This is a genomic window from Corynebacterium ammoniagenes DSM 20306 (genome assembly GCF_001941425.1).
Lineage (GTDB): Bacteria > Actinomycetota > Actinomycetes > Mycobacteriales > Mycobacteriaceae > Corynebacterium > Corynebacterium ammoniagenes.
Genome location: NZ_CP009244.1, coordinates 2,287,734 through 2,311,732 on the forward strand (window position 1 = coordinate 2,287,734; position 23,999 = coordinate 2,311,732).

At 54.7% G+C, this 23,999-nt stretch carries 26 protein-coding genes; 8 read left to right on the forward strand and 18 right to left on the reverse strand.

From position 1 onward, the window contains the following. The first annotated feature begins 8 nt into the window (after positions 1 to 8). Positions 9 to 440 (forward strand): hypothetical protein, encoded by a 432-nt coding sequence (locus CAMM_RS10470; RefSeq protein WP_003847205.1) that lies wholly within the window; start codon positions 9 to 11, stop codon positions 438 to 440. Between the two features lie 72 nt (positions 441 to 512). Further along, on the forward strand, positions 513 to 863 hold the full coding sequence (locus CAMM_RS10475) for a DUF3817 domain-containing protein (protein WP_003847203.1): 351 nt from the start codon (positions 513 to 515) through the stop codon (positions 861 to 863). Between the two features lie 75 nt (positions 864 to 938). On the opposite strand, the gene rdgB is transcribed toward CAMM_RS10475, so the two are convergent. The 7 genes from rdgB to clpS all read right to left on the reverse strand — a co-directional run bounded on the left by rdgB (position 939) and on the right by clpS (position 5,650). Further along, positions 939 to 1,547 carry an RdgB/HAM1 family non-canonical purine NTP pyrophosphatase gene (rdgB, locus tag CAMM_RS10480; protein ID WP_003847202.1) on the reverse strand — a complete coding sequence of 203 codons (609 nt, stop codon included), beginning with the start codon at positions 1,545 to 1,547 and terminating at the stop codon, positions 939 to 941. A 5-nt stretch (positions 1,548 to 1,552) separates the two neighbouring features. Then, positions 1,553 to 2,281 carry a ribonuclease PH gene (rph, locus tag CAMM_RS10485; RefSeq protein WP_003847199.1) on the reverse strand — a complete coding sequence of 243 codons (729 nt, stop codon included), beginning with the start codon at positions 2,279 to 2,281 and terminating at the stop codon, positions 1,553 to 1,555. Between the two features lie 23 nt (positions 2,282 to 2,304). Continuing rightward, the gene (locus CAMM_RS10490) at positions 2,305 to 3,072 is read right to left on the reverse strand and encodes an MBL fold metallo-hydrolase (protein ID WP_040355377.1); all 768 of its coding nucleotides are present in this window, start codon (positions 3,070 to 3,072) and stop codon (positions 2,305 to 2,307) included. A 99-nt stretch (positions 3,073 to 3,171) separates the two neighbouring features. Further along, a complete protein-coding gene (gene murI, locus CAMM_RS10495; RefSeq protein ID WP_003847194.1) occupies positions 3,172 to 3,969 on the reverse strand; it encodes a glutamate racemase in 798 nt (265 codons plus the stop codon). Then, the gene (locus CAMM_RS10500) at positions 3,970 to 4,641 is read right to left on the reverse strand and encodes a rhomboid family intramembrane serine protease (protein WP_003847192.1); all 672 of its coding nucleotides are present in this window, start codon (positions 4,639 to 4,641) and stop codon (positions 3,970 to 3,972) included. Positions 4,642 to 4,794: 153 nt separating this feature from the next. Continuing rightward, positions 4,795 to 5,331, reverse strand: coding sequence for a DUF2017 domain-containing protein (locus CAMM_RS10505; RefSeq protein WP_003847190.1), 537 nt, complete (start codon positions 5,329 to 5,331; stop codon positions 4,795 to 4,797). Positions 5,332 to 5,338: 7 nt separating this feature from the next. Next, positions 5,339 to 5,650 carry an ATP-dependent Clp protease adapter ClpS gene (gene clpS / locus CAMM_RS10510; protein ID WP_075761557.1) on the reverse strand — a complete coding sequence of 104 codons (312 nt, stop codon included), beginning with the start codon at positions 5,648 to 5,650 and terminating at the stop codon, positions 5,339 to 5,341. Between the two features lie 97 nt (positions 5,651 to 5,747). Between clpS and CAMM_RS10515 the strand changes: the two genes are divergently transcribed. The 3 genes from CAMM_RS10515 to CAMM_RS10525 all read left to right on the forward strand — a co-directional run bounded on the left by CAMM_RS10515 (position 5,748) and on the right by CAMM_RS10525 (position 9,754). After that, a complete protein-coding gene (locus tag CAMM_RS10515; RefSeq protein WP_003847186.1) occupies positions 5,748 to 6,317 on the forward strand; it encodes a CAP domain-containing protein in 570 nt (189 codons plus the stop codon). A gap of 89 nt (positions 6,318 to 6,406) precedes the next feature. Beyond that, on the forward strand, positions 6,407 to 7,729 hold the full coding sequence (locus CAMM_RS10520; protein WP_040355433.1) for a nicotinate phosphoribosyltransferase: 1,323 nt from the start codon (positions 6,407 to 6,409) through the stop codon (positions 7,727 to 7,729). A 72-nt stretch (positions 7,730 to 7,801) separates the two neighbouring features. Then, positions 7,802 to 9,754 carry an ATP-dependent DNA helicase gene (locus tag CAMM_RS10525; RefSeq protein WP_003847180.1) on the forward strand — a complete coding sequence of 651 codons (1,953 nt, stop codon included), beginning with the start codon at positions 7,802 to 7,804 and terminating at the stop codon, positions 9,752 to 9,754. 9 nt (positions 9,755 to 9,763) lie between these two features. On the opposite strand, the gene CAMM_RS10530 is transcribed toward CAMM_RS10525, so the two are convergent. The 4 genes from CAMM_RS10530 to nrdF form a co-directional block, all read right to left on the reverse strand. After that, positions 9,764 to 10,498 carry a peptidyl-tRNA hydrolase gene (locus tag CAMM_RS10530; protein ID WP_003847178.1) on the reverse strand — a complete coding sequence of 245 codons (735 nt, stop codon included), beginning with the start codon at positions 10,496 to 10,498 and terminating at the stop codon, positions 9,764 to 9,766. Beyond that, the gene (gene serB / locus CAMM_RS10535) at positions 10,498 to 11,376 is read right to left on the reverse strand and encodes a phosphoserine phosphatase SerB (RefSeq protein ID WP_147581084.1); all 879 of its coding nucleotides are present in this window, start codon (positions 11,374 to 11,376) and stop codon (positions 10,498 to 10,500) included. The genes CAMM_RS10530 and serB overlap by 1 nt, the downstream gene beginning before the upstream one ends. A gap of 94 nt (positions 11,377 to 11,470) precedes the next feature. Next, positions 11,471 to 13,168, reverse strand: coding sequence for an aa3-type cytochrome oxidase subunit I (gene ctaD, locus CAMM_RS10540; protein ID WP_003847172.1), 1,698 nt, complete (start codon positions 13,166 to 13,168; stop codon positions 11,471 to 11,473). Between the two features lie 474 nt (positions 13,169 to 13,642). Next, positions 13,643 to 14,632 (reverse strand): class 1b ribonucleoside-diphosphate reductase subunit beta, encoded by a 990-nt coding sequence (nrdF, locus tag CAMM_RS10545; protein ID WP_003847168.1) that lies wholly within the window; start codon positions 14,630 to 14,632, stop codon positions 13,643 to 13,645. Between the two features lie 366 nt (positions 14,633 to 14,998). Here nrdF and CAMM_RS10550 point away from each other — a divergent pair, with 366 nt between their 5' ends. Further along, positions 14,999 to 15,712: a FadR/GntR family transcriptional regulator gene (locus CAMM_RS10550; protein WP_003847167.1), complete on the forward strand. Its 714-nt coding sequence runs from the start codon at positions 14,999 to 15,001 to the stop codon at positions 15,710 to 15,712. 138 nt (positions 15,713 to 15,850) lie between these two features. Here the strand turns inward: CAMM_RS10550 and nrdE are convergent, their stop codons facing one another. The 5 genes from nrdE to CAMM_RS10575 all read right to left on the reverse strand — a co-directional run bounded on the left by nrdE (position 15,851) and on the right by CAMM_RS10575 (position 21,166). Further along, a complete protein-coding gene (gene nrdE / locus CAMM_RS10555) occupies positions 15,851 to 18,013 on the reverse strand; it encodes a class 1b ribonucleoside-diphosphate reductase subunit alpha (RefSeq protein WP_040355374.1) in 2,163 nt (720 codons plus the stop codon). Positions 18,014 to 18,091: 78 nt separating this feature from the next. Beyond that, entirely contained in the window at positions 18,092 to 18,526 is a 435-nt protein-coding gene (nrdI, locus tag CAMM_RS10560) for a class Ib ribonucleoside-diphosphate reductase assembly flavoprotein NrdI (protein WP_040355372.1), read from the reverse strand. A gap of 154 nt (positions 18,527 to 18,680) precedes the next feature. Continuing rightward, the gene (gene nrdH / locus CAMM_RS10565; protein ID WP_003847164.1) at positions 18,681 to 18,908 is read right to left on the reverse strand and encodes a glutaredoxin-like protein NrdH; all 228 of its coding nucleotides are present in this window, start codon (positions 18,906 to 18,908) and stop codon (positions 18,681 to 18,683) included. Between the two features lie 567 nt (positions 18,909 to 19,475). Further along, the gene (gene ykgO, locus CAMM_RS10570) at positions 19,476 to 19,598 is read right to left on the reverse strand and encodes a type B 50S ribosomal protein L36 (protein WP_003847162.1); all 123 of its coding nucleotides are present in this window, start codon (positions 19,596 to 19,598) and stop codon (positions 19,476 to 19,478) included. Between the two features lie 224 nt (positions 19,599 to 19,822). Next, positions 19,823 to 21,166 (reverse strand): sugar porter family MFS transporter, encoded by a 1,344-nt coding sequence (locus CAMM_RS10575; RefSeq protein ID WP_003847159.1) that lies wholly within the window; start codon positions 21,164 to 21,166, stop codon positions 19,823 to 19,825. Positions 21,167 to 21,273: 107 nt separating this feature from the next. Here CAMM_RS10575 and nadE point away from each other — a divergent pair, with 107 nt between their 5' ends. After that, positions 21,274 to 22,083 carry an ammonia-dependent NAD(+) synthetase gene (gene nadE / locus CAMM_RS10580; protein ID WP_003847158.1) on the forward strand — a complete coding sequence of 270 codons (810 nt, stop codon included), beginning with the start codon at positions 21,274 to 21,276 and terminating at the stop codon, positions 22,081 to 22,083. Here the strand turns inward: nadE and CAMM_RS10585 are convergent. Continuing rightward, positions 22,080 to 22,823 (reverse strand): fructosamine kinase family protein, encoded by a 744-nt coding sequence (locus CAMM_RS10585; RefSeq protein WP_003847157.1) that lies wholly within the window; start codon positions 22,821 to 22,823, stop codon positions 22,080 to 22,082. The genes nadE and CAMM_RS10585 overlap by 4 nt on opposite strands. A 22-nt stretch (positions 22,824 to 22,845) precedes the next feature. Continuing rightward, positions 22,846 to 23,430, reverse strand: coding sequence for a dihydrofolate reductase family protein (locus CAMM_RS10590; RefSeq protein WP_003847156.1), 585 nt, complete (start codon positions 23,428 to 23,430; stop codon positions 22,846 to 22,848). A 139-nt stretch (positions 23,431 to 23,569) separates the two neighbouring features. Between CAMM_RS10590 and CAMM_RS10595 the strand changes: the two genes are divergently transcribed. Continuing rightward, entirely contained in the window at positions 23,570 to 23,914 is a 345-nt protein-coding gene (locus CAMM_RS10595) for a cupin domain-containing protein (protein ID WP_003847154.1), read from the forward strand. Positions 23,915 to 23,999 lie beyond the last annotated feature (85 nt).

Here is a 23,999-nt window from a genome sequence, read left to right on the forward strand (position 1 = left end):
TGGGACATGTGAGTCAGAAACGGAATAAAATTAAGCCCCGGTGGTGGCATTTTGTGCTCATCGGAGTTTTCGTGGTTGCCTTTCTTGGTCTCGCATGGTGGCAATGGACGCGTTTCCAATCAGGGTCCGGAACTTTCCAAAACCTAGGTTACGCCTTCCAATGGCCTCTTTTTGCAGCTTTCGTCATTTATGCTTATCGGACCGCCATGCACTATGAAAATGAGCGCATCGAGGCCGAAAATGAAGCTGCCGATACCGGTGCGGAGGACTATGTCTACCAGGCTCCCCAGGAAACTGATGACCAAGTCACCGAAATTGATGAGGATTTCCTGCCGCAACGCAGACAACTCAGCGTTGAAGAATTCAACGCCTTAAACCCTCAGCGACGAGGACAGTCCTCCACTGAGCCACGCTGGGATGATCATCCCGCTGATTTCTAAAGTCTGCTCTGTAGCAGACTTTGCCTCGGAATCTTTCCACCACTTAAAAATTAACCTAAGGATTTTTCTTCGATGACCAGCCAGCAGCAGGTACACCCAGAGCGCCAAAAGCGCGTTGACACGGCCTTGAAGTTCTTCACCGTTGCCGCCACGATCACCGGTATTTTCCTGGTGATCCTGGTGATCCGCATGGTCTTGGAATACATCGTCGGCATGGAAATGCCGGACTGGGCAACCCTTATTGCTCAGGCACACGGGCTTGCCTACATGGTCTACTTGCTTTCCATCTTGAACCTGGCGCCGAAGGCACGCTGGTCCGTGGGTCAGTGGTTTACCACTGCGCTCGCCGGTGTTATCCCCTTCTTCTCTTTCTGGATGGAGATTAAGCGTCGCGACCAGGTCAAGGAAATGTTCCAGATCTAAAAGCACAGCTTCTTCCCACCGCAAAAGGTCCGTACATGAGATTATGTACGGACCTTTGTTGTGCTGGCAGATTATCTAGTGCGCGGCAGCTAGCTTTTCGATGACCGGCACCAGCTGCGCCAATGCCCGACCGCGGTGGGATGCCGCGTTCTTTTCTTCTGGGCTTAACTCCGCAGCGCTTCGGCTGTCGCCTTCAGGTTGAAATAGCGGGTCATAGCCAAAACCGGCCTCTCCACGTGGCGAGGTTAAAAGGCGTCCCGGCCAGCGGCCTTCAGCGACATGTTCTTGACCAGCAGGAGTGACTACTGCGCAGACAGAGACGAATGCCGCTTGACGGCGTTCCTCGGGAACATGCGCCATCTGGGCGAGCAGAAGCTGGTTATTAGCTTCGTCGTTGCCGTGCTCGCCTGACCAGCGGGCCGATAAAACGCCCGGCATGCCATTGAGTTCTTCCACGGCAATACCGGAATCGTCCGCGATGCACGCCAGACCAGTTTCCCGAGCGCCCGCGTGTGCCTTAATCAAGGCATTGTCTGCAAACGTACGGCCGTCTTCTACTGGTTCCTCATAGGGATCGACATCGCGAAGCGGCACTAGTTGGACAGAATCAATGCCGGCATCGGCAAGAATCTTTTCTAGCTCTTGTAGTTTCTTGGAATTATTGGAGGCAACAAGCAGCTTCATGGTTATTAGATTCCTAGGGCCGCGCGCTGGGCAGCGATCAGTTCCACGCAGCCCTTTTGCGCAACATCCAGCATGGCGTTGAGCTCATCGCGGCCGAAGAGGCCGTTTTCGCCAGTACCTTGCACCTCGACGAAGTTGCCGGATTCCTGCATGACAACGTTCAGGTCTACTTCCGCGCGCGAATCTTCTTCATAAGGAAGGTCCAAGCACACATTGCCCTCGACCATGCCAACGGATACTGCAGCGATAGGCTGCAGTAGTGGCTCGCCGGGAACGACGCCTTGTTCTTTGAGCACGGCGATGGCATCGGCAAGCGCAACGTATGCGCCGGTGATCGATGCCGTGCGTGTGCCACCATCGGCCTGCAGAACGTCGCAGTCCAGCTGAATGGTGTTTTCTCCTAGTGCGGAAAGATCAACTGCCGCGCGCAAGGAACGACCGATGAGACGTGAAATCTCATGGGTGCGTCCTTTGACTTTGCCTTTCATGGATTCACGCGGCATGCGGTCGTGGGTGGCAGACGGCAGCATAGCGTATTCCGCGGTCAACCAGCCCTCACCGGAATCCTTCTTAAAGCGTGGCACGCCTTGCTCTACGGACGCGGTGCACATCACGCGGGTGTTGCCGAACTCTACCAATACGGAGCCGGCAGGATTAGTGGTGAAATTGCGGGTAATACGGACACTTCGCAGCTGGTCTAAGTCACGACCATCAGCACGTTGAAAATCAGTCATGTTCTCAAGGGTACCGCGCGTAGTTAGAGTTGAAACTCCATGCCCGGCGCGCCCAACACAATTTCGCCGTCAAATTCCGAACGTGCCGCTTCCAACGTGGATTGCGGGTCACTCCATGGCTGCAGGTGTACGAGAACCAGCTTTTTAACATCGGCAAGCCGTGCCAGTGTCCCTGCCTGCGTGCCGCTCATGTGCATGCCCTGTGGACGGCCTTCGACCTCACACCCCCAGGCAGCTTCCGCGAGCAAGATATCTGCGTCCTGTGCTGCGGGAACTAGGTCATCGGTGTACGCGGTATCACCGGTGTAGCAAATGACTTGCCCAGTCTTTGTGTGCTCCATCCGCAGGCTAAAGGCCTCAATTGGGTGGATTGCGTGAAAGGGAGTCATAAATACGTCATCGATGAGTTCTTTTTTGCCGTGTTCCCAGGCAGAAAAAGCAAAGGAGTCGGAGAAATCATCGACCTCATCGATGTGATCTGCGCTCATGCGGCCAAGATGCACAGGCGCATCTTTGGGGCCAAACATAAAATTTCGAGAGGCCGCGGGCGTATCGGGATGAAACCGGCGCCAGACCATCAAGGACGGAAAGTCCGTGCAGTGGTCGGCGTGCAGGTGGCTAAAAGTCATGTGAGCATCACACGGGTCCTGGATTTCCTGCAGGGCCGCAAATGTTCCAGGACCTAAGTCCATCACGATAGATGGTGCGTCTGGGAAAGAAACCAAGTAACCTGACGCGGGGTTATTGGGACTGGGCACACTGCCCGAACATCCCAGAATGGTCAACTTCATGAGGCTATGTTGTCATGAATTGGGCAAAAAATCTTTAATTACATGCCTTTGCACGGCCAAAGACACTATGGATAGCCCTATGTGGGGATACTCACGGTGTTAAAAAGACGACAGTTGCGGACCTAAAAACCGCTGTGCAAGACGTGCAAAGGTCTCTGGATCACCGGTAGATTCAAATAATCGCGTGGGCTCGTTATCCACAGGTGCCAGCTCGTCGCGCTCGGTCAAGATGCGCAATACATCCTTCGCGGTCTCTTCGGCTGAGGACACCAAGGTCACATTATCGCCCATCGCCAGCTGGATGATGCCGGTCAGCAGCGGATAATGCGTGCACCCTAGTACCAACGTATCGACTCCCGCTGCTTGCAACGGGGCCAGATATGCTTCGGCGACACCCAAGATCTGCCGGCCGGAGGTAATTCCGCGCTCGACAAAAGGCACAAAGTCTGGGCAGGCAACGGCGTGTGCCTCGACATTGGGTGTCTCGGCGTCATTCGCTTGGACGAAAAGGTGCTGATAAGCCTGGGAATTAATGGTTCCTTCGGTGCCAATCACACCCACCTTGTGGTTGCGTGTTGTGGCTAAGGCGCGGCGCACAGCAGGGCGTATGACTTCTACCACCGGAATGTCATAGCGCTGCCGAGCTTCATCCAAAAAGGCTGCGGTCGCGGTATTGCAGGCAATCACCAGCATCTTGCAGCCACGAGCGACCAAGTCATCCGCAATAGCGCGCGACAGGTTTTGCACATCTTCTAACTCGCGTGGGCCATAGGGGGCGTGCGCAGTATCGCCGACATAGATAATCGACTCTTGCGGCAGCTGTTCCATGATGGTGCGCGCGACTGTTAAACCACCGACACCTGAATCAAAGATGCCGATGGGGGCTAGACGGTCCACTTATCGCACCGCTTTCGCTTTTCGACGCGCAATCTGTTTCTTAGTGTCATCCGAGGTAATCACGCTACCTGCTACGACACCACCGACTGCGCCGAAAAGGTGCGCCTGCCAAGACACGCCTTCATAGATGGGCAGGACTCCGAAAATCATGCCGGAGTAGAAAATACCTAAGACCACACCCAAGGCAATCTGGCCCAGCGAGCGGTTAAAGATACCGCGAATAAGCAGGTATGCCCACCAGCCATAGACCACGCCGGAGGCACCAATGTGGTTCGTGCCCGGCCCGCCGAGCAGCCAGGTGCCGATGCCACCAATGAGCACGACTAACAGGGTGACTTCCCACCAGGCGCGACGGCCTGATAGCCCGACTAAAAAGCTAAAGATGGCGCCGGAAATGGAGTTGGAAATCAGGTGCTCAAAATTAGAGTGCAAAAATGGCGAGGTGATAATGCCCAGCAGGCCATTGAAATCCAGCGGGTGAATACCGAAGAAAGTCAGTGCCCCACCAAATAAAAAGGTGTTGACCAAGTGCACGATCCACAGCACCGCAACGTAACCGAATGCAAAGGTAAACCCGGTGGCGATGCGGCCACGCTTGGTGTAATTCGCCGAAATCCCGTTATTACGGGATCTTTTTCCGGCGGGCTGCGGTGTAGGGGCGGGATAAGTCATAATGCGGTCAAGTTTAGCCGAGTCCTGCGACTGTCGCCGCGTTCCTCGCCACAACTGCGCACCCCGCAGCCCGATTCCAAGCTGACAGGCTGGCAACTTTTCGCAAGCTCACAGCTTTGAAAGCAGCGGATATCTACGGGGCTTTACGGAGATTTAGCCGACGAGAGCTTCGAGCAGGGAATCTTGGCAATAGCCGAGCCACTCCACCAAGTTGTCGCGGTTTTGCTCATCTTCTTCGCTGATTATCGGCCCACTCGCAAGATACAAGCGCAGATCATTTAAACCGGCGAGAAATGCTTGTGCGTCCCCTTCTTCAATGGAGACTTCTACCCCGCCGACAGGACCGAGAGCATGGTTGATGACTTGGAGATTGCGCAATTTATCTTTGGCAATGTCATTTTCATGCAGGCTGCGCATCAGACCCGCGTCCCCGTCATATTCTTCTTGGCCCTCAGCAAAAAAGTCAGGAAATAGCCGCGCCAAAGACGGATCCTCCGGTGCGTCTTTATGCCCGCTGGGCATGTCCATCATTTCTGCCAGCTCATCTTTGGGCGCCGATTGTGCCCGCTGAATGATGGCTTCACTCACGGTGGAGGTGAGGTTTCCAAGCACCTCCCGCTCCATTGGCTCGAGGATGGTTTGGAATTTCGCGCCCCGTAAAAGCGCCTTTTTCTTTCTCCAAGGTTGCATCTATCTCTTAACCTGCCTGCTGCATTGTTGCCCAAAGCCCTGCTACTTGCAGCTTTTTCACGTCGGCTTCGACTTTGTCACGCTCGCCAGAGGTTACGGCGGCTTTGCCTTCCGTATGCACTTGCATCATCAATTCATTGGCGCGTTTTTTGTCATAGCCCAAAACCGTTTGGAAAACATAAGACACATAGCTCATGAGGTTGACAGGATCATCCCAGACGATGCACATCCACGGCAGGTTTTCTTCCGAAGCTACCGAGACGTCAACTGCCTCATCTAGCTTCGGAGAAGCCATGGGGGAACTTAATTGCACGTACATGTTCCCTAGCTTAACGGACTTTCTTACTTTAGTCGGAGATTTTGGCTAGAGTAAGTCACTGCAATTTCCTATTCGCAGCCCGAGAAAGCCGAAGATCATGCAACTGCCAGAGTCTATTGCCGGAAAACTCTCAGAACTTTTCTCCGGTGCCCACGCAACAAACATCATCAAAGTCGGTATTACCGCCATCTCCTTAGTCCTTGCCTTGCTCGCAGCGGTCGGTTCTAGCAGCGGTGCGCCGCAGGACGATGATTCTTCTCCGGAAGAAACTGCGCCGAACACGCACCCGGATTACCGCACGCCATCGCTGGAGGTGCAAACGCAGCTGGCCACCATCCAGACTGAGGTCTACCAAGCGGTCAATGAGATGCGTCAGGAACAAAACCTGGGCCTGGTCTTCGAATACCCCGAGCGCCAGGACGCGGCGCAGTTAAAGGCCCAGACCAATGCGGTTACGGGCACAGAAGAGCCGGTTGCAGAAAATATCAGCATGCTGCAGGCGCACCTTCCGCTCGAAGAGGCCAGTGGTTATGAGTTTATTGAGCGGTTGCGCACCTCTGAACCGCACGCGGCCGTGCTCATGGATAGCCAATACTTAAACATGGCGGTTTCTGCTGCTTATTCCGCTGATGACAACCAGGTGTGGCTGGTTCTGCAATTTGAATAGGGCTTTTAAGGGGTCAAGGGGGCATCGAAAAGCACTTCTGCGTGGTCCTTGACACAGATTGCTTTCTTCGCGCGCTAGACTTGTTTGCTGTGAACCCTCAGTCGAATGAACCTCAATCCACGGCATTGCTCACGGATATGTATGAGCTAACCATGTTGCAAGCAGCGCTTGCCGATGGTACCGCCGACCGCCCCGTAGTCTGCGAAGTTTTTGCACGCCGGCTGTCGAATGAACGACGTTATGGGGTGGTCGCGGGTATTCCGCGCGTTTTAGAAGCAGTGAAGAACTTCCGCTTTACCGAAGCACAGCTAGAAACGCTGACCTTTTTAGACGATGCGACATTAGAGTACCTGCGCAATTACCGTTTTTCCGGGCAGATTGATGGCTACCGCGAGGGCGAGTTATTTTTCCCCAACTCTCCGCTGCTGACCGTGCGCGGTGGTTTCGGCGAGTGTGTCTTGCTCGAAACGGTGATTTTATCGATCATGAACTCCGATTCCGCAGTGGCCTCTGCGGCCTCGCGTATGGTGGCTTCTGCTGATGGACGTCCGATTATTGAAATGGGTTCCCGGCGCACCCATGAACAGGCGGCCGTGACCGCTGCTCGTGCTGCCTACCTGGCGGGCTTCCAGTCCACCTCCAACCTGGAAGCCGCTGCCCGCTACGGCATGCCTGCATCCGGCACCGCGGCGCATTCGTGGACTCTGGCGCACGTTAACGACGATGGCACCCCGAATGAGAAGGCTGCCTTCCAATCCCAGGTGGACGCGCACGGGGTGGGCACGACCTTGCTGGTCGATACTTTCGACATCACTCAAGGTGTCAACAACGCCATTGAAGTTGCCGGGGTTGAACTTGGCGGTGTGCGCATCGACTCGGGCAACCTGGGGGCGATTACTCGCCGCGTGCGCAAGCAGCTCGATGATCTCGGCGCGCATAACACCAAAATTGTAGTCTCGTCTGACTTGGATGAGTTTGCTATCGCGGGCCTGCGCGGGGATCCGGTGGATGTCTATGGTGTCGGCACGTCCGTGGTTACCGGCTCTGGGGCTCCAACCGCCAGCATGGTGTACAAGATTGTGGAGGTGGACGGACATCCCGTCGCCAAGCGCTCGGAGGCGAAGAAGTCTGTGGGCGGTGCCAAGCGTGCCATCCGTTCCTACCGCTCTTCTGGCGTGGCCGTGGAAGAAATTATCTTCCCCTTCGCCGATGAGGAACCGGATACCGGGCACCTGACCTCTAAGATGCTCACCGTGCCGTTGATTCGCGATGGCGAAATCGTCGATGGCCAACCCACCTTGGATGAATCCCGTGCCTATTTGGCTGAGAGCATCAAGACCCTGCCGTGGGAGGGCTTGGCTCTAACCCGTGATGAACCTGCCGTGCACACCCGCTACTTGGGTTTTGAATAAACTCCCTGATACCCGCCTCGGTGCTTGACGCCGGTGCGGGAGTCATAGCGTGTATGGCTTAGACTCGGTGAGGTGAACGACGAACCCCTCAATCAGACAACGGACGCATTGCTCGACCAAGCCGTAGCTGCCTTGGGAGGCGCCCGCCGCGATGGCCAGCACGCCATGGCGCAAGCAGTCACGAAAGCTTTAGAGTCCGACCGCCATCTAGCGGTTCAAGCCGGCACCGGCACGGGTAAGTCCTTGGCATATTTGGTGCCGGCGATCCGCCATGCGCATAACACCGGCTCCACCATCATCGTCTCGACCGCGACCATTGCGCTGCAACGGCAGTTGGTCGAACGTGACCTGCCGCGCCTAGTGGAAGCACTGGAGCCGCTGATGCAGGAAAAGCCGACCTTTGCCATTATGAAAGGTCGCAATAACTACGCTTGTCTCAATAAGGTGGCACAGGCCGGGTTTGAGCCCGATGAGACGCTGTTAGACGATGACGATGTTTCGTGGACCGGCAAGCATGTTAAGCGTATTTTCGAGTGGGTCGATGAGACTGAAACCGGCGACCGCGATGATTTAGTCCCCGGTGTCCCAGACCTTGCGTGGCGGCAGGTTTCTGTCACGTCCCGGGAGTGTTTGGGGGCATCAAGGTGTCCGCAAGGAGAAGAATGCTTCGCGGAATTGGCGAAGCAGAAGGCCTCCAAGGTCGATATCGTGGTGACCAACCACGCGCTTTTAGCTATCGATGCCGCTGCGGAAACTGCTATTTTGCCCGAGCATGATGTTGTAATCGTCGATGAGGCTCATGAGCTCGATGCGCGCATTACCTCTGTGTCTACGGCAGAGATTAATGCCAGAGCCATCAAGATGGCTGCCAATCGCGCGAAGTCACTAGGTGCCGAAGGCAAAGATGTTCGCCTCGCAGAGCTTGCCGATGATTTTGCGATCTTTATTGACTCCTATGACTCCGGCCGCTGGGTGGATATGGATGAACCCGCGAAGAATCAACTCGATGGTTTGGCCACCGCAATCATCGAGTGCAAGTCGGCTGTTTCGCGCCCTAGTGAAGGTGAAGCCACCAATGATCCGGAAAAATTCGCGGAGCGGCAGAACCTCACTAATCACTTGTCTGAAATGGCAGAAACTATTCATCGCATTCTCGAAGTATTCGATACTGATGATGCCGCAGACCAAGACGATGTGGTGTGGGTCGATGACTCCTCGCTAGCTGTGGCACCGCTATCGGTTGCGGATATGCTGCGTGAAAACCTCTTTGGGCAAAACACCGTGGTGCTTACATCAGCGACACTGGCATTGGGCGGACGGTTTGATGTCATGGCTGCGCAATGGGGCATGCCGAAGGGCACGTGGGATTCCATGGACGCGGGCACGCCCTTTGATCCGGCGAAATCCGGCATCTTGTACGTCGCCTCCCATCTTCCCGCCCCGGGCCGCGATGGCTTGGCACCAGAGACGCTGGAAGAGATGAAAGATCTCATCATGGCGGCCGGCGGGCGCACCCTGGGGTTGTTTTCTTCGCGACGCGCTGCGGAGGAAGCCGCGGAGAAACTGCGCATGCAAGTGCCCTTTGAAATCTTTGTTCAGGGCCAGGACACCACCGGTGCATTGGTGGAGAAGTTCTCCAAACATGAAAATTCATGTCTTTTCGGCACGCTCACGCTCTGGCAGGGCGTGGATGTGCCAGGACCAGCGTGCTCCTTGGTCTTAATTGACCGCATCCCGTTCCCCCGCCCTGATCAACCACTGCTGCAAGCGCGCACGGAAGCAGCCAATGCCGCCGGGCGCAAGGGCTTTATGGAAGTCTCTGCCACCCACGCTGCCCTGCTCATGGCCCAAGGTGCCGGCCGGCTCTTGCGCTCCACGACGGATCGCGGCGTTGTGGCCGTATTGGACAACCGGATTGAGACCAAACGCTACGGCGGTTTCCTCAAGCGGTCGATGCCGCAATTTTGGACCACCACCAACCCCGACACCGTTCGCGGTGCGCTCAAGCGGCTGGTGGCCTCGTAACATCAGTGTTTAAGGCAGTGGAGCAGACACCGTGACCACGGTTGCCGAATCCGGGGCTACCTCGGTATATCCGGCATCCCGAATCACCACTGCATCAGGCTGCGACAGCGCCTGATTGAAGACCTCACGCGGTACTTCGCGCACGCTAAGCGCATATTCTTCCTGGGCCCACTGCCACGCTTGCTCCGCAGTCAGCGACGCCGCGTATAACATCGAGCCATGTCCCACTTGGGCAGCAGCCTTGCCAGCAGTCATCTCTAAGGTGTTGTCCACGTAGATCACCGGGGCATCGCTACGCGGAGTACCTACTTCTTCCGGTGCGATATCGGTGTGTCCAATCTGTAGCTTGGCAATCAACGGGTGCACATCCTGCACCGCCGAAGGCGCAAATGCCCGCGCCTGGTTATTTACCGTCACCCCGGGCAGAGCCTGCACGTCGTCCCATGCCTTGTTGCGCGCACGACGGGCGACTTTCCGAATGCGGTGCCCGTACCACTCAGCCAATGCTTCCGCGAAGGCTCCATCGGCACCTGCCCTGTCATCCAGGCAGACCGCTACGACCGCGCGGGCTGCGGACTCTAGCATCTCGATGCGTGACGGCGGATTGGATTTGGGCATATTCAACGCCAGCTGCATCGCTTGGATGGTCTCTGGGTGCTCTGGATCTTCATCCTTATCCCGCCAGGACCTTCCGGTACACGCGGCGACGAGGCGCTGGTGTGCTACTTCAAATTCCGGGGTCATTATTTATCATCCACAGACGTAGTTGCACCGAGGATTTGCACCAATCCCGCCAGAGTGGGCAGATTGATCGCGACATCAGCGTGCTCACGCAATGCTGGCTTAGCGTTGAAGGCAATGCCAAGGCCTGCTGCCGTGACCATATCGATGTCATTGGCGCCATCGCCGACTGCGACAGTCTGTGCCATATCTAGGCCAGAATCAGCGGCGAATTCGCGCAAGAATTCTTCTTTTGCTTCACGGTCGACGACCTTGCCGGTAACCCGACCGGTCAAACGTCCGTCCTCAATCTCCAAGGTATTAGCCCGGACGTAATCCAAGTCCAGCTCTGCCGCTAAGGGTTCCAGCACCTGGATAAATCCGCCGGAGACCACCGCGACGCGGTATCCCTGCTGCTTTAACGTAGCCAATGCGTCCTTGACCCCAGGCGTTAATTCAATGGCTTGGGACACCGAGTCGATCACCGACTCATCTAGACCAGCTAGTACGGCGACGCGTTCACGCAAAGACTCTTCAAAGTCCAGCTCTCCACGCATCGCACGATCGGTGACTTCTGCGACTTCCTTCTCTTTGCCCGCGTGTGCCGCGAGCATCTCAATGACCTCACCGGTAATTAATGTGGAGTCACAGTCGAGACAGATTAGCCCGCGGGAGGGAGATTCTCCGACTGGCAGCAACGCAATATCTACGCCGTGCGCAGATGCCACTGTGGCAATATCCGCAGGCGAGCCTTCAAACTTAACCGCAAGCTCTATCCCATCGAGATGCGCGGTCGGAACCGGCCGCTGCTCGAGAACAACAACTCCTAGTTCCTCGAAGTCTGAGACCACATTTGATGGGACGGAGGGGCCAACAATTATCAATAGATGAGTAGATATCACGTTGCCATGATACGACAAAGCCACCTCCCGAGGTATCGGGAGGTGGCTTATTGTCAGGAGGATGAATAGTGCTTAGGCACTATTTCTATCCAATCTAGTGTCCTGAACCAGCGTGTGCTTCTTCACGCAGACGCTTGACCATGTGCGGGTAGTGCAGCTCGAAGGCTGGACGCTCCGAACGGATGCGTGGCAAGGACTCGAAGTTGTGGCGTGGAGGAGGGCAGGAAGTTGCCCACTCCAGGGAGTTGCCGTAGCCCCATGGGTCGTCAACGGTAACGATTTCGCCGTAACGGTAGGACTTGAAGACGTTCCATACCAATGGGATGACAGATGCACCCAGGATGAAGGAGAAGACAGTGGAGATCTGGTTGAAGATGGTGAAGCCATCAGACTCCAGGTAGTCCGCGTAACGACGTGGCATACCCATGTTGCCGACCCAGTGCTGAATCAAGAAGGTTCCGTGGAAACCGATGAAGGTCAACCAGAAGTGGATCTTGCCCAGACGCTCGTCCAACATACGTCCGGTCATCTTTGGGAACCAGAAGTAAACGCCAGCGAATGCGGAGAATACAACGGTACCGAAGACGGTGTAGTGGAAGTGAGCGATAAGGAAGTAAGACTCAGCCAAGTGGAAGTCCAGTGCAGGAGCTGCCAGCATAACGCCGGTCATACCGCCGAAGAGGAAGGTGCCCATGAAGCCCATGGCCCAGATCATTGGGGTGTCCCAGGTGATGTGGCCCTTCCACATGGTGCCTACCCAGTTGAAGAACTTCATACCGGTTGGAACCGCAATTAGGAAGGTCATGAACGAGAAGAACGGAAGCAGAACTGCACCGGTTACGAACATGTGGTGTGCCCATACAGCCATGGACAGTGCACCAATGGCAAGCAGTGCGAAGACCATGCCGGTGTAGCCGAAGACTGGCTTACGGGAGAACACTGGAACCACTTCGGAAATGATGCCGAAGAATGGCAGTGCAATCACGTACACCTCAGGGTGGCCGAAGAACCAGAACAGGTGCTGCCACAGAATCGCGCCGCCGTTGGCGGAGTCGAAGATGTGGCCGCCGAGCTTGCGGTCATACAGAACACCAAGTGCAGCTGCGAGCAACAGTGGGAAGATCAGCAGCGACAAGATAGCGGTGGTGAAAATGGACCATACGAAGACTGGCAGACGGAACATGGTCATGCCCGGTGCACGCATCGTCAAAATGGTGGTGATCATGTTGATAGCGGAAAGCACGGTACCGATACCGGTTGCGCCAACACCAATGATCCACATGTCTGCGCCGACACCTGGGGTGTGAACACCGTCAGCCAAAGGCATGTACATGGTCCAACCGAAGTCAGCTGCGCCACCTGGGGTCAGGAAGCCGGTCAGCATGACGGTGCCGCCAACCAGGGTGATCCAGAAACCGAATGCGTTCAGACGTGGGAAGGCCACGTCAGGCGCACCGATTTGCAGCGGAAGCACGAAGTTAGCGAAGCCCCAGACGACTGGGGTCGAAAATAGCAGCAGCATGACGGTGCCGTGCATGGTGAACAGCTGGTTGTACTGTTCGTTAGAAAGGAACTGAAGACCCGGTGTAAATAGCTCAGCGCGGATCAGCAGTGCCATCAAGCCACCGATAAAGAAGAAGCCAAAGGACATGATGATGTACATGATGCCCAGCTGCTTGTGGTCGGTGGTGGTCAGCATCATCCAAGCCTTGGAACCGGTCTTTTCATTACCGGACGGCTCTGGACGAGTTGGCTGGACGTAATCGTCTAGCCGTGGCGCCACAGCGGTCATTGTTTTCCTCCTGAATACAAAGCACGTCAGAACCAAACCTGACGCGCTTAAAGGTTTACCTGCCTTATATTAGGCATTCTTACGCCTTTTTGCCAGCTCATCATAATCTTCCTCCCCCACCTGATTAGGGCTTTGTTACTAAAGTGACGACATTCTTGCAGTACGAACGGGGCGCCCGAATTAGCCTTCAAAACAGTTCCATAGATTTCTATGGGATACGCCACAGTTTTCGCGACGAGGGCCGAGCAAATCCCCAGCAATCTTCGCCTATAAACCCCCCGGTTGTTGTCATCCATTCGAATGATGTTTATGGGTCAGCAAAGACTGCCAATGGCACGTGCACAGCAGTTTTCGCAGATCAATGGGCAAAAATCCGCTGACCGCCACTATCTCCCCATGGCAAAAGCGGCGGGCGCTCTACGTTGAAGGCATCCGCCGCTTTTCTAACCATCGGGCTATGCCCAGGTGGGAATTTTAGAAATCCCAATCATCATCCACAGTCTCTTCCGCCTTACCGATGACGTAAGAAGAACCAGATCCTGAAAAGAAGTCATGGTTCTCATCGGCGTTCGGGCTCAGCGACGACAAGATTGCTGGCGAAACCTTCGTCTCGTCTGTTGGGAAGAGCCCTTCGTAACCGAGATTGTTTAGCGCTTTGTTCGCGTTATAGCGCAAGAAACGCTTGACGTCCTCGGTCCATCCCAAGTCATCATAAATGTCTTCGGTGTACTCCAGCTCGTTTTCATACAGGTCATACATCAAATCAAAGGTGTAGTCCTTATACTCTTGCTGCTTTTCTTCCGATAGCTTTTTGACGCCTTGCTGATATTTGTAGCCAATGTAGTAGCCGTGCACCGACTCATCCCGGATAATCAGGCGGATAATGTCTGCGGTATTGGTTAGCTTCGCGCGCGATGACAAATACATCGGCAGGTAGAACCCGGAATAGAATAGGAAGGACTCCAACAAAGTGGAGGCCACCTTCTTCTTCAATGGATCATCACCGCGGTAGTACGACATGATGATCTTTGCTTTCCGCTGCAGGTTTTCATTCTCCTCGGACCAACGGAAAGCTTCGTTAATCTGCGGCGTGGTTGCCAACGTCATAAAGATATTGGAATAGGACTTCGCGTGCACGGATTCCATGAAAGAGATATTGGTGTAGACCGCTTCCTCGTGCATAGTTTCAGCATCAGGCACCAAAGAAATCGCGCCCACGGTGCCCTGGATAGTATCCAGCAAGGTCAGTCCAGTAAACACACGCATGGTGGCTTGCTGTTCCTGCGGAGTCATCTTCTTCCAGGACTGAATATCATTAGATACCGGAATCTTTTCTGGGAGCCAGAAATTGCCGGTTAGACGGTCCCAAACTTCCAAGTCTTTCTCATCAGGGATGACGTTCCAGTTGATCGCCTTGACCGGTTCTGTGTGGTTATCGACGTATTCGTCGTATTTATTCGGCACGGTTTCAACCTATCTGCTCTACCTCGAAAGTGATGTGATTTCGGGTTCCCAGCATACTCCTAAACATGACCCACTCTCGGCTGGCGTGCCCCAATTTTTGTCTACATTGACTAATTGAAAACTTGCGACTTTACCCCAGATGAACTGGGAAAATACTGACTTAAAGTATCCGTCTGCCGGTGGGGAGAGCCGGTAGGGCTGTCGGGTTAATTTCACCACGCGAAGCCACTAGTGAATATTACTGTCATGGTTAGGCCACCACTGCCCCACTTGAGCTCTTGATGGTTCATACTGGGTTCTACACCTACGCCATTTTCTTGCTATCGGGTTGGCAAGGTGACAAAGACTCTGGGAAGGAAACCGTTTATGTCAGATCCACAACGTGTGCCTTTAGTTAACCCAGTTTTGGACTCCATTGGCTCGGACATCGTCGCGGGAGTAATTGGCGTTGGGGAAACGTTCACGCTGACCGATATTGAAAGGCAATTTGATGTCTCCCGCACCGTAGCCAGGGAGACAATGCGCATGCTCGACCACATGGGCCTGGTTAAGACTTCTCCACGAGTGGGGCTGACCGTACTTCCGTCATCAAACTGGGTCAGCTTTGATCCCACGGTAATTCGCTGGCGTCTTAGCAATGACAAAGCGCGACCAGCCCAGCAGCGTTCACTTAACCAGCTTCGCTTTGCTGTTGAACCCATCGCGGCGTCTGTGGCTGCCGGTGCTGCTACAGACCAAGAGCGTAAAGAGATTTTGACGCTGGCTAACCGCTTGGTGGAGTTGGAGCAGTATCCATCATCACGCGTTGGGGAGGCCCTCGAGGTTGATCTGAAATTTCACACCTTGATTTTTACTGCTTCGCACAACGAGATGTTTGTTGCTCTCGCGCCATCTTTGCTGAGCATTTTGAAGGGAAAGTCCGTCTTCGGATCTCAAAAGCGCAATCCCATCGGCAATACCGCAGCACTGCATGTCGAGCTCGCCGAAGCAATTGCTGCGGGAAACCATGTGGATGCACAAAACATTTCTCGTCGCGTACTCCTCGACAGCCGTGATGAAACTGAGCAGCTTTATCGTTAGTCCCGGCTAAAACACCACAAAGCCCGAGGTAACTTGCTCACAGTGTGAAGATACCTCGGGCTTTTGGCTACGTGATCCAAGTCTTGCCGCCACCACTCCCCTTTTCAGGAGAGCTTCAGGCAAGAGTGGAATCGAGCATTAAAGCATGCAGGATACGCAGCCTTCAATCTCGGTTCCGGCCAGCGCCATCTGACGCAGTCGGATGTAGTACAAGGTCTTAATGCCCTTGCGCCATGCGTAGATCTGCGCCTTATTGATGTCACGGGTGGTGGCGGTGTCCTTAAAGAACAAGGTCAATGAAAGTCCCTGATCAACATACTTCGTAGCAATGGCGTACGTGTCGATGATCTTTTCATGACCAATCTCGTACGCATCCTGGAAGTAGTCAAGATTGTCGTTGTCCATGTGTGGCGCTGGGTAGTAAACACGGCCAATCTTGCCTTCTTTACGAATCTCAATCTTGGAAGCGATTGGGTGAATCGAGGAAGTGGAGTTGTTGATGTAGGAAATCGAGCCTGTCGGCGGAACTGCCTGCAAGTTACGGTTGTAGAGTCCGTGCTCCATAACCTGTGCCTTTAGGTCCGCCCAGTCTTCCGCACTTGGGGTGTGGATGGTGGAGTCAGCAAAGAGTGCCTTGACCTTATCGGTCTGAGGCGCGAACTCAGCAGGATCGTAGCGGTCGAAGAATGCACCAGAGGCGTACTCGGAGTCCTTGAACTCGCTGAAGGTCTCGCCACGCTCCTTCGCAATCTTGTTAGATGCACGAAGAGCTGCATACATCACGGCTGCGAAATAAGCGTTGGTAAAGTCCAAGCCTTCTTCCGAGCCGTAGTAGATGTGCTCGCGGCCTAAGAAGCCGTGCAGGTTCATCTGTCCCAAGCCAATTGCGTGGGACTGATCATTGCCGTGGCGGATCGACGGTACGGAGTCAATGGCAGTCTTGTCAGCAACTGCGGTCAGACCACGGATGGCGGCTTCCACGGTGCCACTGAAGTCTGGGGAGTCCATCGCCAAGGCAATGTTCATTGAGCCCAAGTTGCAGGAAATATCGCTACCCATCTGCTCATAGCTCAGGTCAGCGTTGAACGATGATGGAGAGTTGACCTGCAAAATCTCAGAGCACAGGTTGGACATGTTAATGCGGCCGGTTTTAACCGGGTTGGCGTCATTAACGGTGTCCTCGAACATGATGTACGGGTAACCGGACTCAAACTGCAGCTCTGCCACTGTCTGGAAGAAGTGACGTGCGTTGATCTTCTTCTTGGTGATGCGTGGGTCTTCGACCATTTCCGCATAGTGCTCAGTTACGGAGATATCACCGAATGGCTTGCCGTAGACGCGCTCTACGTCATACGGGCTAAACAGGTACATATCTTCATTGCGCTTAGCCAGATCAAAGGTGATGTCTGGAATGACAATGCCCAAAGACAGGGTCTTAATACGAATCTTCTCGTCAGCGTTTTCACGCTTGGTATCGAGGAAATTCAAAATATCTGGGTGGTGAGCGTTCAAGTAGACAGCGCCTGCACCCTGACGTGCGCCCAACTGGTTAGCGTAAGAAAACGCGTCTTCCAGCATCTTCATGATCGGAATAATGCCCGAAGACTGGTTTTCAATGTGCTTAATAGGTGCGCCGGATTCACGGATATTGCTCAGGAGCAATGCCACACCGCCGCCGCGCTTGGAAAGCTGCAGGGAGGAGTTAATTGCGCGACCGATGGATTCCATATTGTCTTCGATGCGCAGGAGGAAGCAGGACACTAATTCGCCACGCTGTGCCTTACCTGCATTGAGGAAGGTTGGGGTTGCTGGCTGGAATCGGCCCGACATGATCTCATCGACCATGCTCTCGGCGACAGCGGTGTCACCATCTGCCAAGAAAAGCGCAGTCATGGAAACGCGGTCTTCAAAACGCTCCAAGTAGCGGCGACCATCAAAGGTCTTCAAGGTATAAGAGGTGTAGTACTTGTACGCGCCAAGGAAAGACTTAAAGCGGAACTTAAAGCTATATGCCCGCTTGAACAGGGACTTAATAAATTCCCAGTCATACGCTTCAATAACTTCGGGCTCGTAGTACTTGTTTTCAACTAGGTACTCAATTTTTTCTTCCAGGTCGTGGAAGTACACGGTGTTTTGGTTAACGTGCTGCAAGAAGTATTGGTTCGCGGCCTCGCGGTCCATGTCGAACTGAATCTTGCCGTCTTCGTCGTAGAGGTTCAGCAGTGCATTGAGAGCGTGGAAGTCTAGCTTCTCAGAAGTCTTTACCGGCTCGGCAACGGTCTTGCCCAATTGTTGAGTCACTTGAAGCACTCGGCCTTTCGTTAGAGTTTGTCTAAGGGTGAGGGTTGTAATCCCTCATAGTAATTAGGGGCGCAGGTTTTAGCTGGCTTGTTTTTCCAGCCCCAGCTTGGCTGCGTTTTGTAGGAGACCGCCGCGGCAAATACGTACGTCGTCTTCGTTGCCCATCATTTCAAAGCGGTACACATAGGGCACTTTGCACTTTCCGGAGATAACCTCTCCGGCTTTGCCAAAGTCAGGGCCAAAGTTGCTATTGCCACCGGCTACAACGGCTCGGATAAAACTGCGATTGTGTTCATTGTTAAGGAAACGAATGACCTGGCGTGGAACAGGTCGGCTATTTTCGCCGGACAGTGAAACTCCGCCACCATAAGTTGGACACACCAGCACATAGGGCTCATTAACTATTAAAGGCTCGTCCTTTAACCGCAGCGGAATACGCACATTCGGTAGGTCGAGCTTTTGCACAAAGCGGTGAGTGTTATCGGTGACGGAAGAAAAGTAGACGACCAACACGGTCGACTCCCTCCTTTGAAACTCCAAGTTCCTTCCAGGAATTACATAACGTCACTGGAAGAGTGGCCGAGGAACTTCCTTACGGATACGCGATCCCTCAGCCTTGTCTGCTGCATGCAGTTCTACTGCGTGCAGATATTCTGCGTGCAGTTATTTAAGCGGCCTGCAGCTGCTTGATGCGCTCTGGGCGGAAACCAGACCAGTGCTCACCATCTACCTCTACGACTGGAGCCTGAACGTAGCCCAGCGCCATAACGTAGTCACGTGCTTCATCATCAAGAGAGATATCAACGGTGCTATAAGTCAGCCCTGCACGGTCAAGAGCCTTCTTCGTAGCGGTGCACTGGACGCAAGCTGGCTTGGTGTAGAGAGTGATGGACATTGTGCTGACCTAACCTTCGATATTCGTGCGAGCCATTAATCGGCTCTGTGTGGGGCATTTTAAAGCGGTTCTCAGACGGTCTTTCCGTACCGCTGAGCGATACCCACAACACTATACTTTGTGCCGCTGACCTGCAACCATCACAACATGTAGTAGTTACACGCATGGAATTACCAGGATAGCGCTTGCCGATGCCCCACATGTAGACCGCCGAGACTTTCGGCAATTACATCGTTGAAAGTCTCCCGGAAGTACATTCGCGAAACCACCTGCGGCTTTAGATATTTCCTGCCGCAACGTGTGAGCAAGTTCACCTTTAACGCTGCGCAAGCTTACAGTCCTTCACATTGGCCACATTGGAACCATTGATCGCAACTGTGTAGTTTTAGCGCAAATCTATCTTAGCCAACAGACGTGGGCGCACGTTCCTAAGGAGCCCTTAAGTCTCCGCAGGACCACTACCCCACAACAGCGCGTCCTGGTTCCACTCGCCGGCTGCGCGCAAAGCTAAAGCCACCCGAGTCATCACGAGGATAACTTGGGTGGCTTGAGCGAAAAGATCGTATCTTAGCCCTGACGAGCCTTGAAACGTGGATCCTTCTTATTGATCACGAAGACCTTACCGTGGCGGCGAATAACCTGAGCGCCCGGCTTCTTCTTCAGCGACCGAAGCGACTTGCGAACCTTCATCGGGCGCTCCTTTCGTTATGCGCATCCTGATTCGCCGTGATGTGGCGAACCATCAGATTTACTGCGGTTAATATTGTTCAAGCACGCGCCGGAGTTTGTAGAAAACTCCGGTCATGACACGAGGGAGAATATTACCCTATAGCAGCGTGAAGACAAAATAATACAATCAACACGGTGACTAAAATTGCAGTTTCGGCTGCCTTTCGGCAAACGGAAACCCCCTATTATCGAGTGCTGACTCGATCATAACGCCTGCGCATCTCAGCGCCAACCTCGTCCAAAGACTTGCCCATGGTTTCAGGCACGAGAGCGCGCGTATAGCCCATCGCAATGATGCCGAGTACGCCAAAGACCGCAAAGGCAACGGGGCCAGTTAGCCATTCCACCAGCGGTAAGAAGTACTGCGCCACCGCCCAGTTTGTAACCCATAAGCTCAGGCCTGCGATGCCCATGCCGAGCCCGCGGACTTTGCCAGGAACTAACTCAGAGATCAGGAGCCAAGTTGCGGGAGATACCGCGGCTTGTTGGGAAGCAATAAACGTTGCCATGAAAAATAGCGAGACCATAGCGAAGAAGAAGGAGCCATTGGCAAAGGAATAGGCGCCGGCCAAAATAAACAGCGAAATGGTATTGCCGGCTAGACCAATCATCAGCAAGCGTTTGCGGCCGATGCGGTCGACTACCTTTAGCCCGATCCAGCAGGCCACGACTGAGACCACGCCGATGACAATGGAGGTATACACCGAGTTGGTGGTAGAAATACCCACTTGATTCATCATGGTGGGCGCAAAGTAGACCACGGCATTCACGCCCGTAATTTGCTGGGTTAATCCCATGAGCATCGCTAATAAGACGGTAATGCGGATCCAGCGGGTGGATTTCAGAATGGACCATTCTGTAGCGGTGCCGCGGCTGCTTTCGGGTGGGGCGAGCTCTTCTAGCCCCATCCCCAACCGGCCCGCTACCGCGTTGGCTTCATCCACGCGGCCTTTAGAGACCAACCAGACGGGCGAGTCCGATACGAACAGCATGCCAATAAACAGCATGGCACCTGGCACGGCGGCAAGGCCTAGCATCCACTCCCAGCTACCAAAGGTGGCCAGCGCGGAATTGACCAGGTAGGCAGCGAGTTGGCCGACCACAATCATCAAAGTATTAAGCGAGACTAACCGCCCGCGCATCGCTGGTGGCACCATTTCCGCGATATACATCGGGGAAACAATGGACACGCCACCCACGGCTAGGCCTAAGAAGGTACGCGCAGCACCGAGCATCACGATGGACTCTGAGGCCGCGCACCACAGCGAGCCCACGACGAAAATGGCTCCGCCTAACAGCAGCGTCCGGCGTCGCCCCCAGGCATCGGCGGCGCGGCCGGCAACCAGGGCGCCAACGGCAGCACCGACCAAAAGCATGGACGTAACCCAGCCTTCTTGGTGGGCGGTCATGTCAAAATCCGGGCTAATAAACAACAAAGCACCGGACATAACGCCGGTGTCATAGCCGAATAAGAGGCCGCCTAATGCCGCAATTAGGGCAACTAGCTTTACATATCTGTCAGTACTCACAAGAGTCCATTAAAGCACTCAAGGTCCGAATAACTCCGTGAGCGCTGCAATCTGAATCCATCAAGATGACCACTAATAATAATTGGTCCTCAGGTTAGAATGGCCACATGGACGATCTGCAGCAGACTATTATTGCCACCTTAGGCACCAAGCCCAGCATCGATGCAGCCGAGGAAGTAACCCGGCGCGTCGATTTCTTAGTGCACTACCTTCGCACCACTGGCGCTGCGGGCTATGTCTTAGGCATTTCCGGCGGCCAGGATTCCACGCTTGCAGGCAAACTCGCGCAGCTGGCAGTCGATCAGGTCGACGGCGCCGAGTTCTACGCGTTGCGGCTGCCGCACGGCGTACAGATGGATGAAGATGATGCCACAATGGCCATGGACTTCATCCAGCCCGATCACAGCCTGACCATCAATATCGAAGGTGCCACCAGCTCCCTGGATGCACAGGTAGCGCAGAGTTTGGGTGGGCACCAAATGGGAGATTTCAACCGCGGCAATGTCAAAGCTCGCCTGCGCATGATTGCGCAATACGCGGTGGCCGGCGAAAAGAACCTGCTAGTTATTGGCACTGATCATGCCGCGGAAAATGTCACCGCCTTTTTCACCAAATGGGGCGATGGCGCAGCCGATCTGTTGCCGCTGGAAGGGCTCAACAAACGCCAGGGCGCGCAGATGCTGCAGTATCTCAATGCCCCAGAGGAAACGTGGCGCAAAGTTCCCACGGCTGATCTGGAAGATGACAAGCCCGGCCTGCCCGATGAGCAGGCGCTCGGTGTCACCTACGCGCATATTGATGATTACCTAGAAGGCAAGCAGGTGCCGGCGGAGGCAGCAGGGGTCATCGAAAAGCATTGGCGTCGCGGCGCGCACAAACGCCACATGCCGCAGGGACCTATCACCTACCAAGGCTAGGCAGGGTAGTTTTTCACTACCTCGGCAGCGGCCTCGCCGAGCGCGCGGTGATATGCCATCCCGTGCGTCATGGCATGCACGGCCAAAGGATGTAGTTGGTGCAGCGCAAAATCCACATCCGGGTCGCCATAGCCTGCGAGAATATCCACCAGGTGCGGAGTGCCAAACAGATCCAGCATCGCCAAATCCGTGTGCGGGTGCCCGCCGTGCGCAGCCGGGTCAATAATTACTACGCCGGTGGGGCTAAACAACACATTGCCCGCCCACAGGTCGCCATGGATGCGAGCCGGGGGCACATTAAATTCGGGGGCACCGGCATGCTTAACGATGTTCTCGCACGCCTTTTCCACCTGCTGCAAAATCTCCGGGGCAAGGTTGGCCCGGCGCGCAAATGGCAGGACGCGCTGCTCGGTATAAAATTCTGCCCACTTGTCCGTTGGCGTACAGGATTGCTCGACGCTGCCGATATAGTTTTTGCCCGTCCACCCCTCCGGTGCAGCACCAAAAGCCTCAGCTCCAGCGTCATGAATTCCGCGTAGAACTTTGCCGAAAGCAAACGCTGATTCTGGATCTGGTCGCACGGTGTCCACGCGCTTTTCCACCACCGTGGTGCCACTAACATCAATCACTTCCACGACGGCGTCCGCGGCCTCCGGGGTTGCGGCGGCCAGCCATTTCAGGCCGGCGGCTTCTGCCTGCGCCTGGTCGGGAGTCGAGGTGGTTTTAGTAAAAGTTGTCATCGAGTGATTCCTCCTGCGTCGTCTACTTCTTTACCCGATACACCAGCTTTTGGATGCCATTGGAATAGTGTGCGTGATCTTCTAGGACCAAATGCTGTGCGGGCAAGTCCGCTTCGCTAAACATGCGCTTGCCCGCACCAAGTAGGACGGGAAAGACCAGTAGGTGGTAGCGATCGATCAGCCCGCGCTCCTGCAGGGCCTTGACCAAGGTAGCGCTGCCGTGGACTAGTAACGGGCCATCAAAGTCCGGGGCCCCGGGTAGTTCGCCATTTTTCAGTGCTCGTACTTCGTCGAGGCTGCTCACAATAGTTGCGGGCCAGCGCTTGTCATCGCCCGTTAGCGTAGTGGAGACAACAAAGCGCGGCATGGCGTTGTATCCAGAAAATTCTTCCATCTCCGGCCATACTGGGGCGAAGGCCTCATAACTTTTGCGCCCCAGCAGCAACGCTCCTGCTTCTTCTTGCTCGCTGCCTTTGAGCTCGTATGCCGCCGGGTCAAAGTCAATGTCTTTGACAGTCCAGCCCGCATTGCGGTATCCGGACTCACCACCTGGGGCTTCCATAACGCCGTCCAGGCTGATCCTTTCCGTCACTATTAATTCACGCATGCACCCCAGAATACGCGCACGAAGCTCTGCTTTTCTTGCCTAATTTCTGCCTGGTTTCTTCCTGAAACCTAAATCAGCGCGACATCACTGGTATAAACTCGAATCAAACCGTGCAAAATGCCAACACGAAGGAGACACCGTGGCTACAGAGCACAATGACATCGTTAACCTCACTGATTTAAGCGCCGAACTGCTGGACAAAGCAGCAACGGTCAATAGTGGACGCGCAACCCATGCTTTCCGGGCAGTACCGGGAGGCAAGCTCACGCAGGTGCTTTTAGCCTTAAAAGAAGGAAAAGTGCTATCCGATCACGAAAATCCCGGCGAAGCACTGTTGCACGTCCTCAAAGGCACCGTGCACGTCACCGTGGGCGATGACTACGTGGAAGTTAAAGAAAATGAGCACGCCGTCGTACCGCAAGAGCGTCATGGTGTGCTCGCGATGGAAGATTCTGTTGCGCTACTCACCGTGGTGCGGTACTGAACTGGGTGCGGGAGGATACTGCATCGACAAGCGAAAAGTGCGTGCCTGTCAATGCCGGTAGCATAGAACCACAGACCCAAGCGGT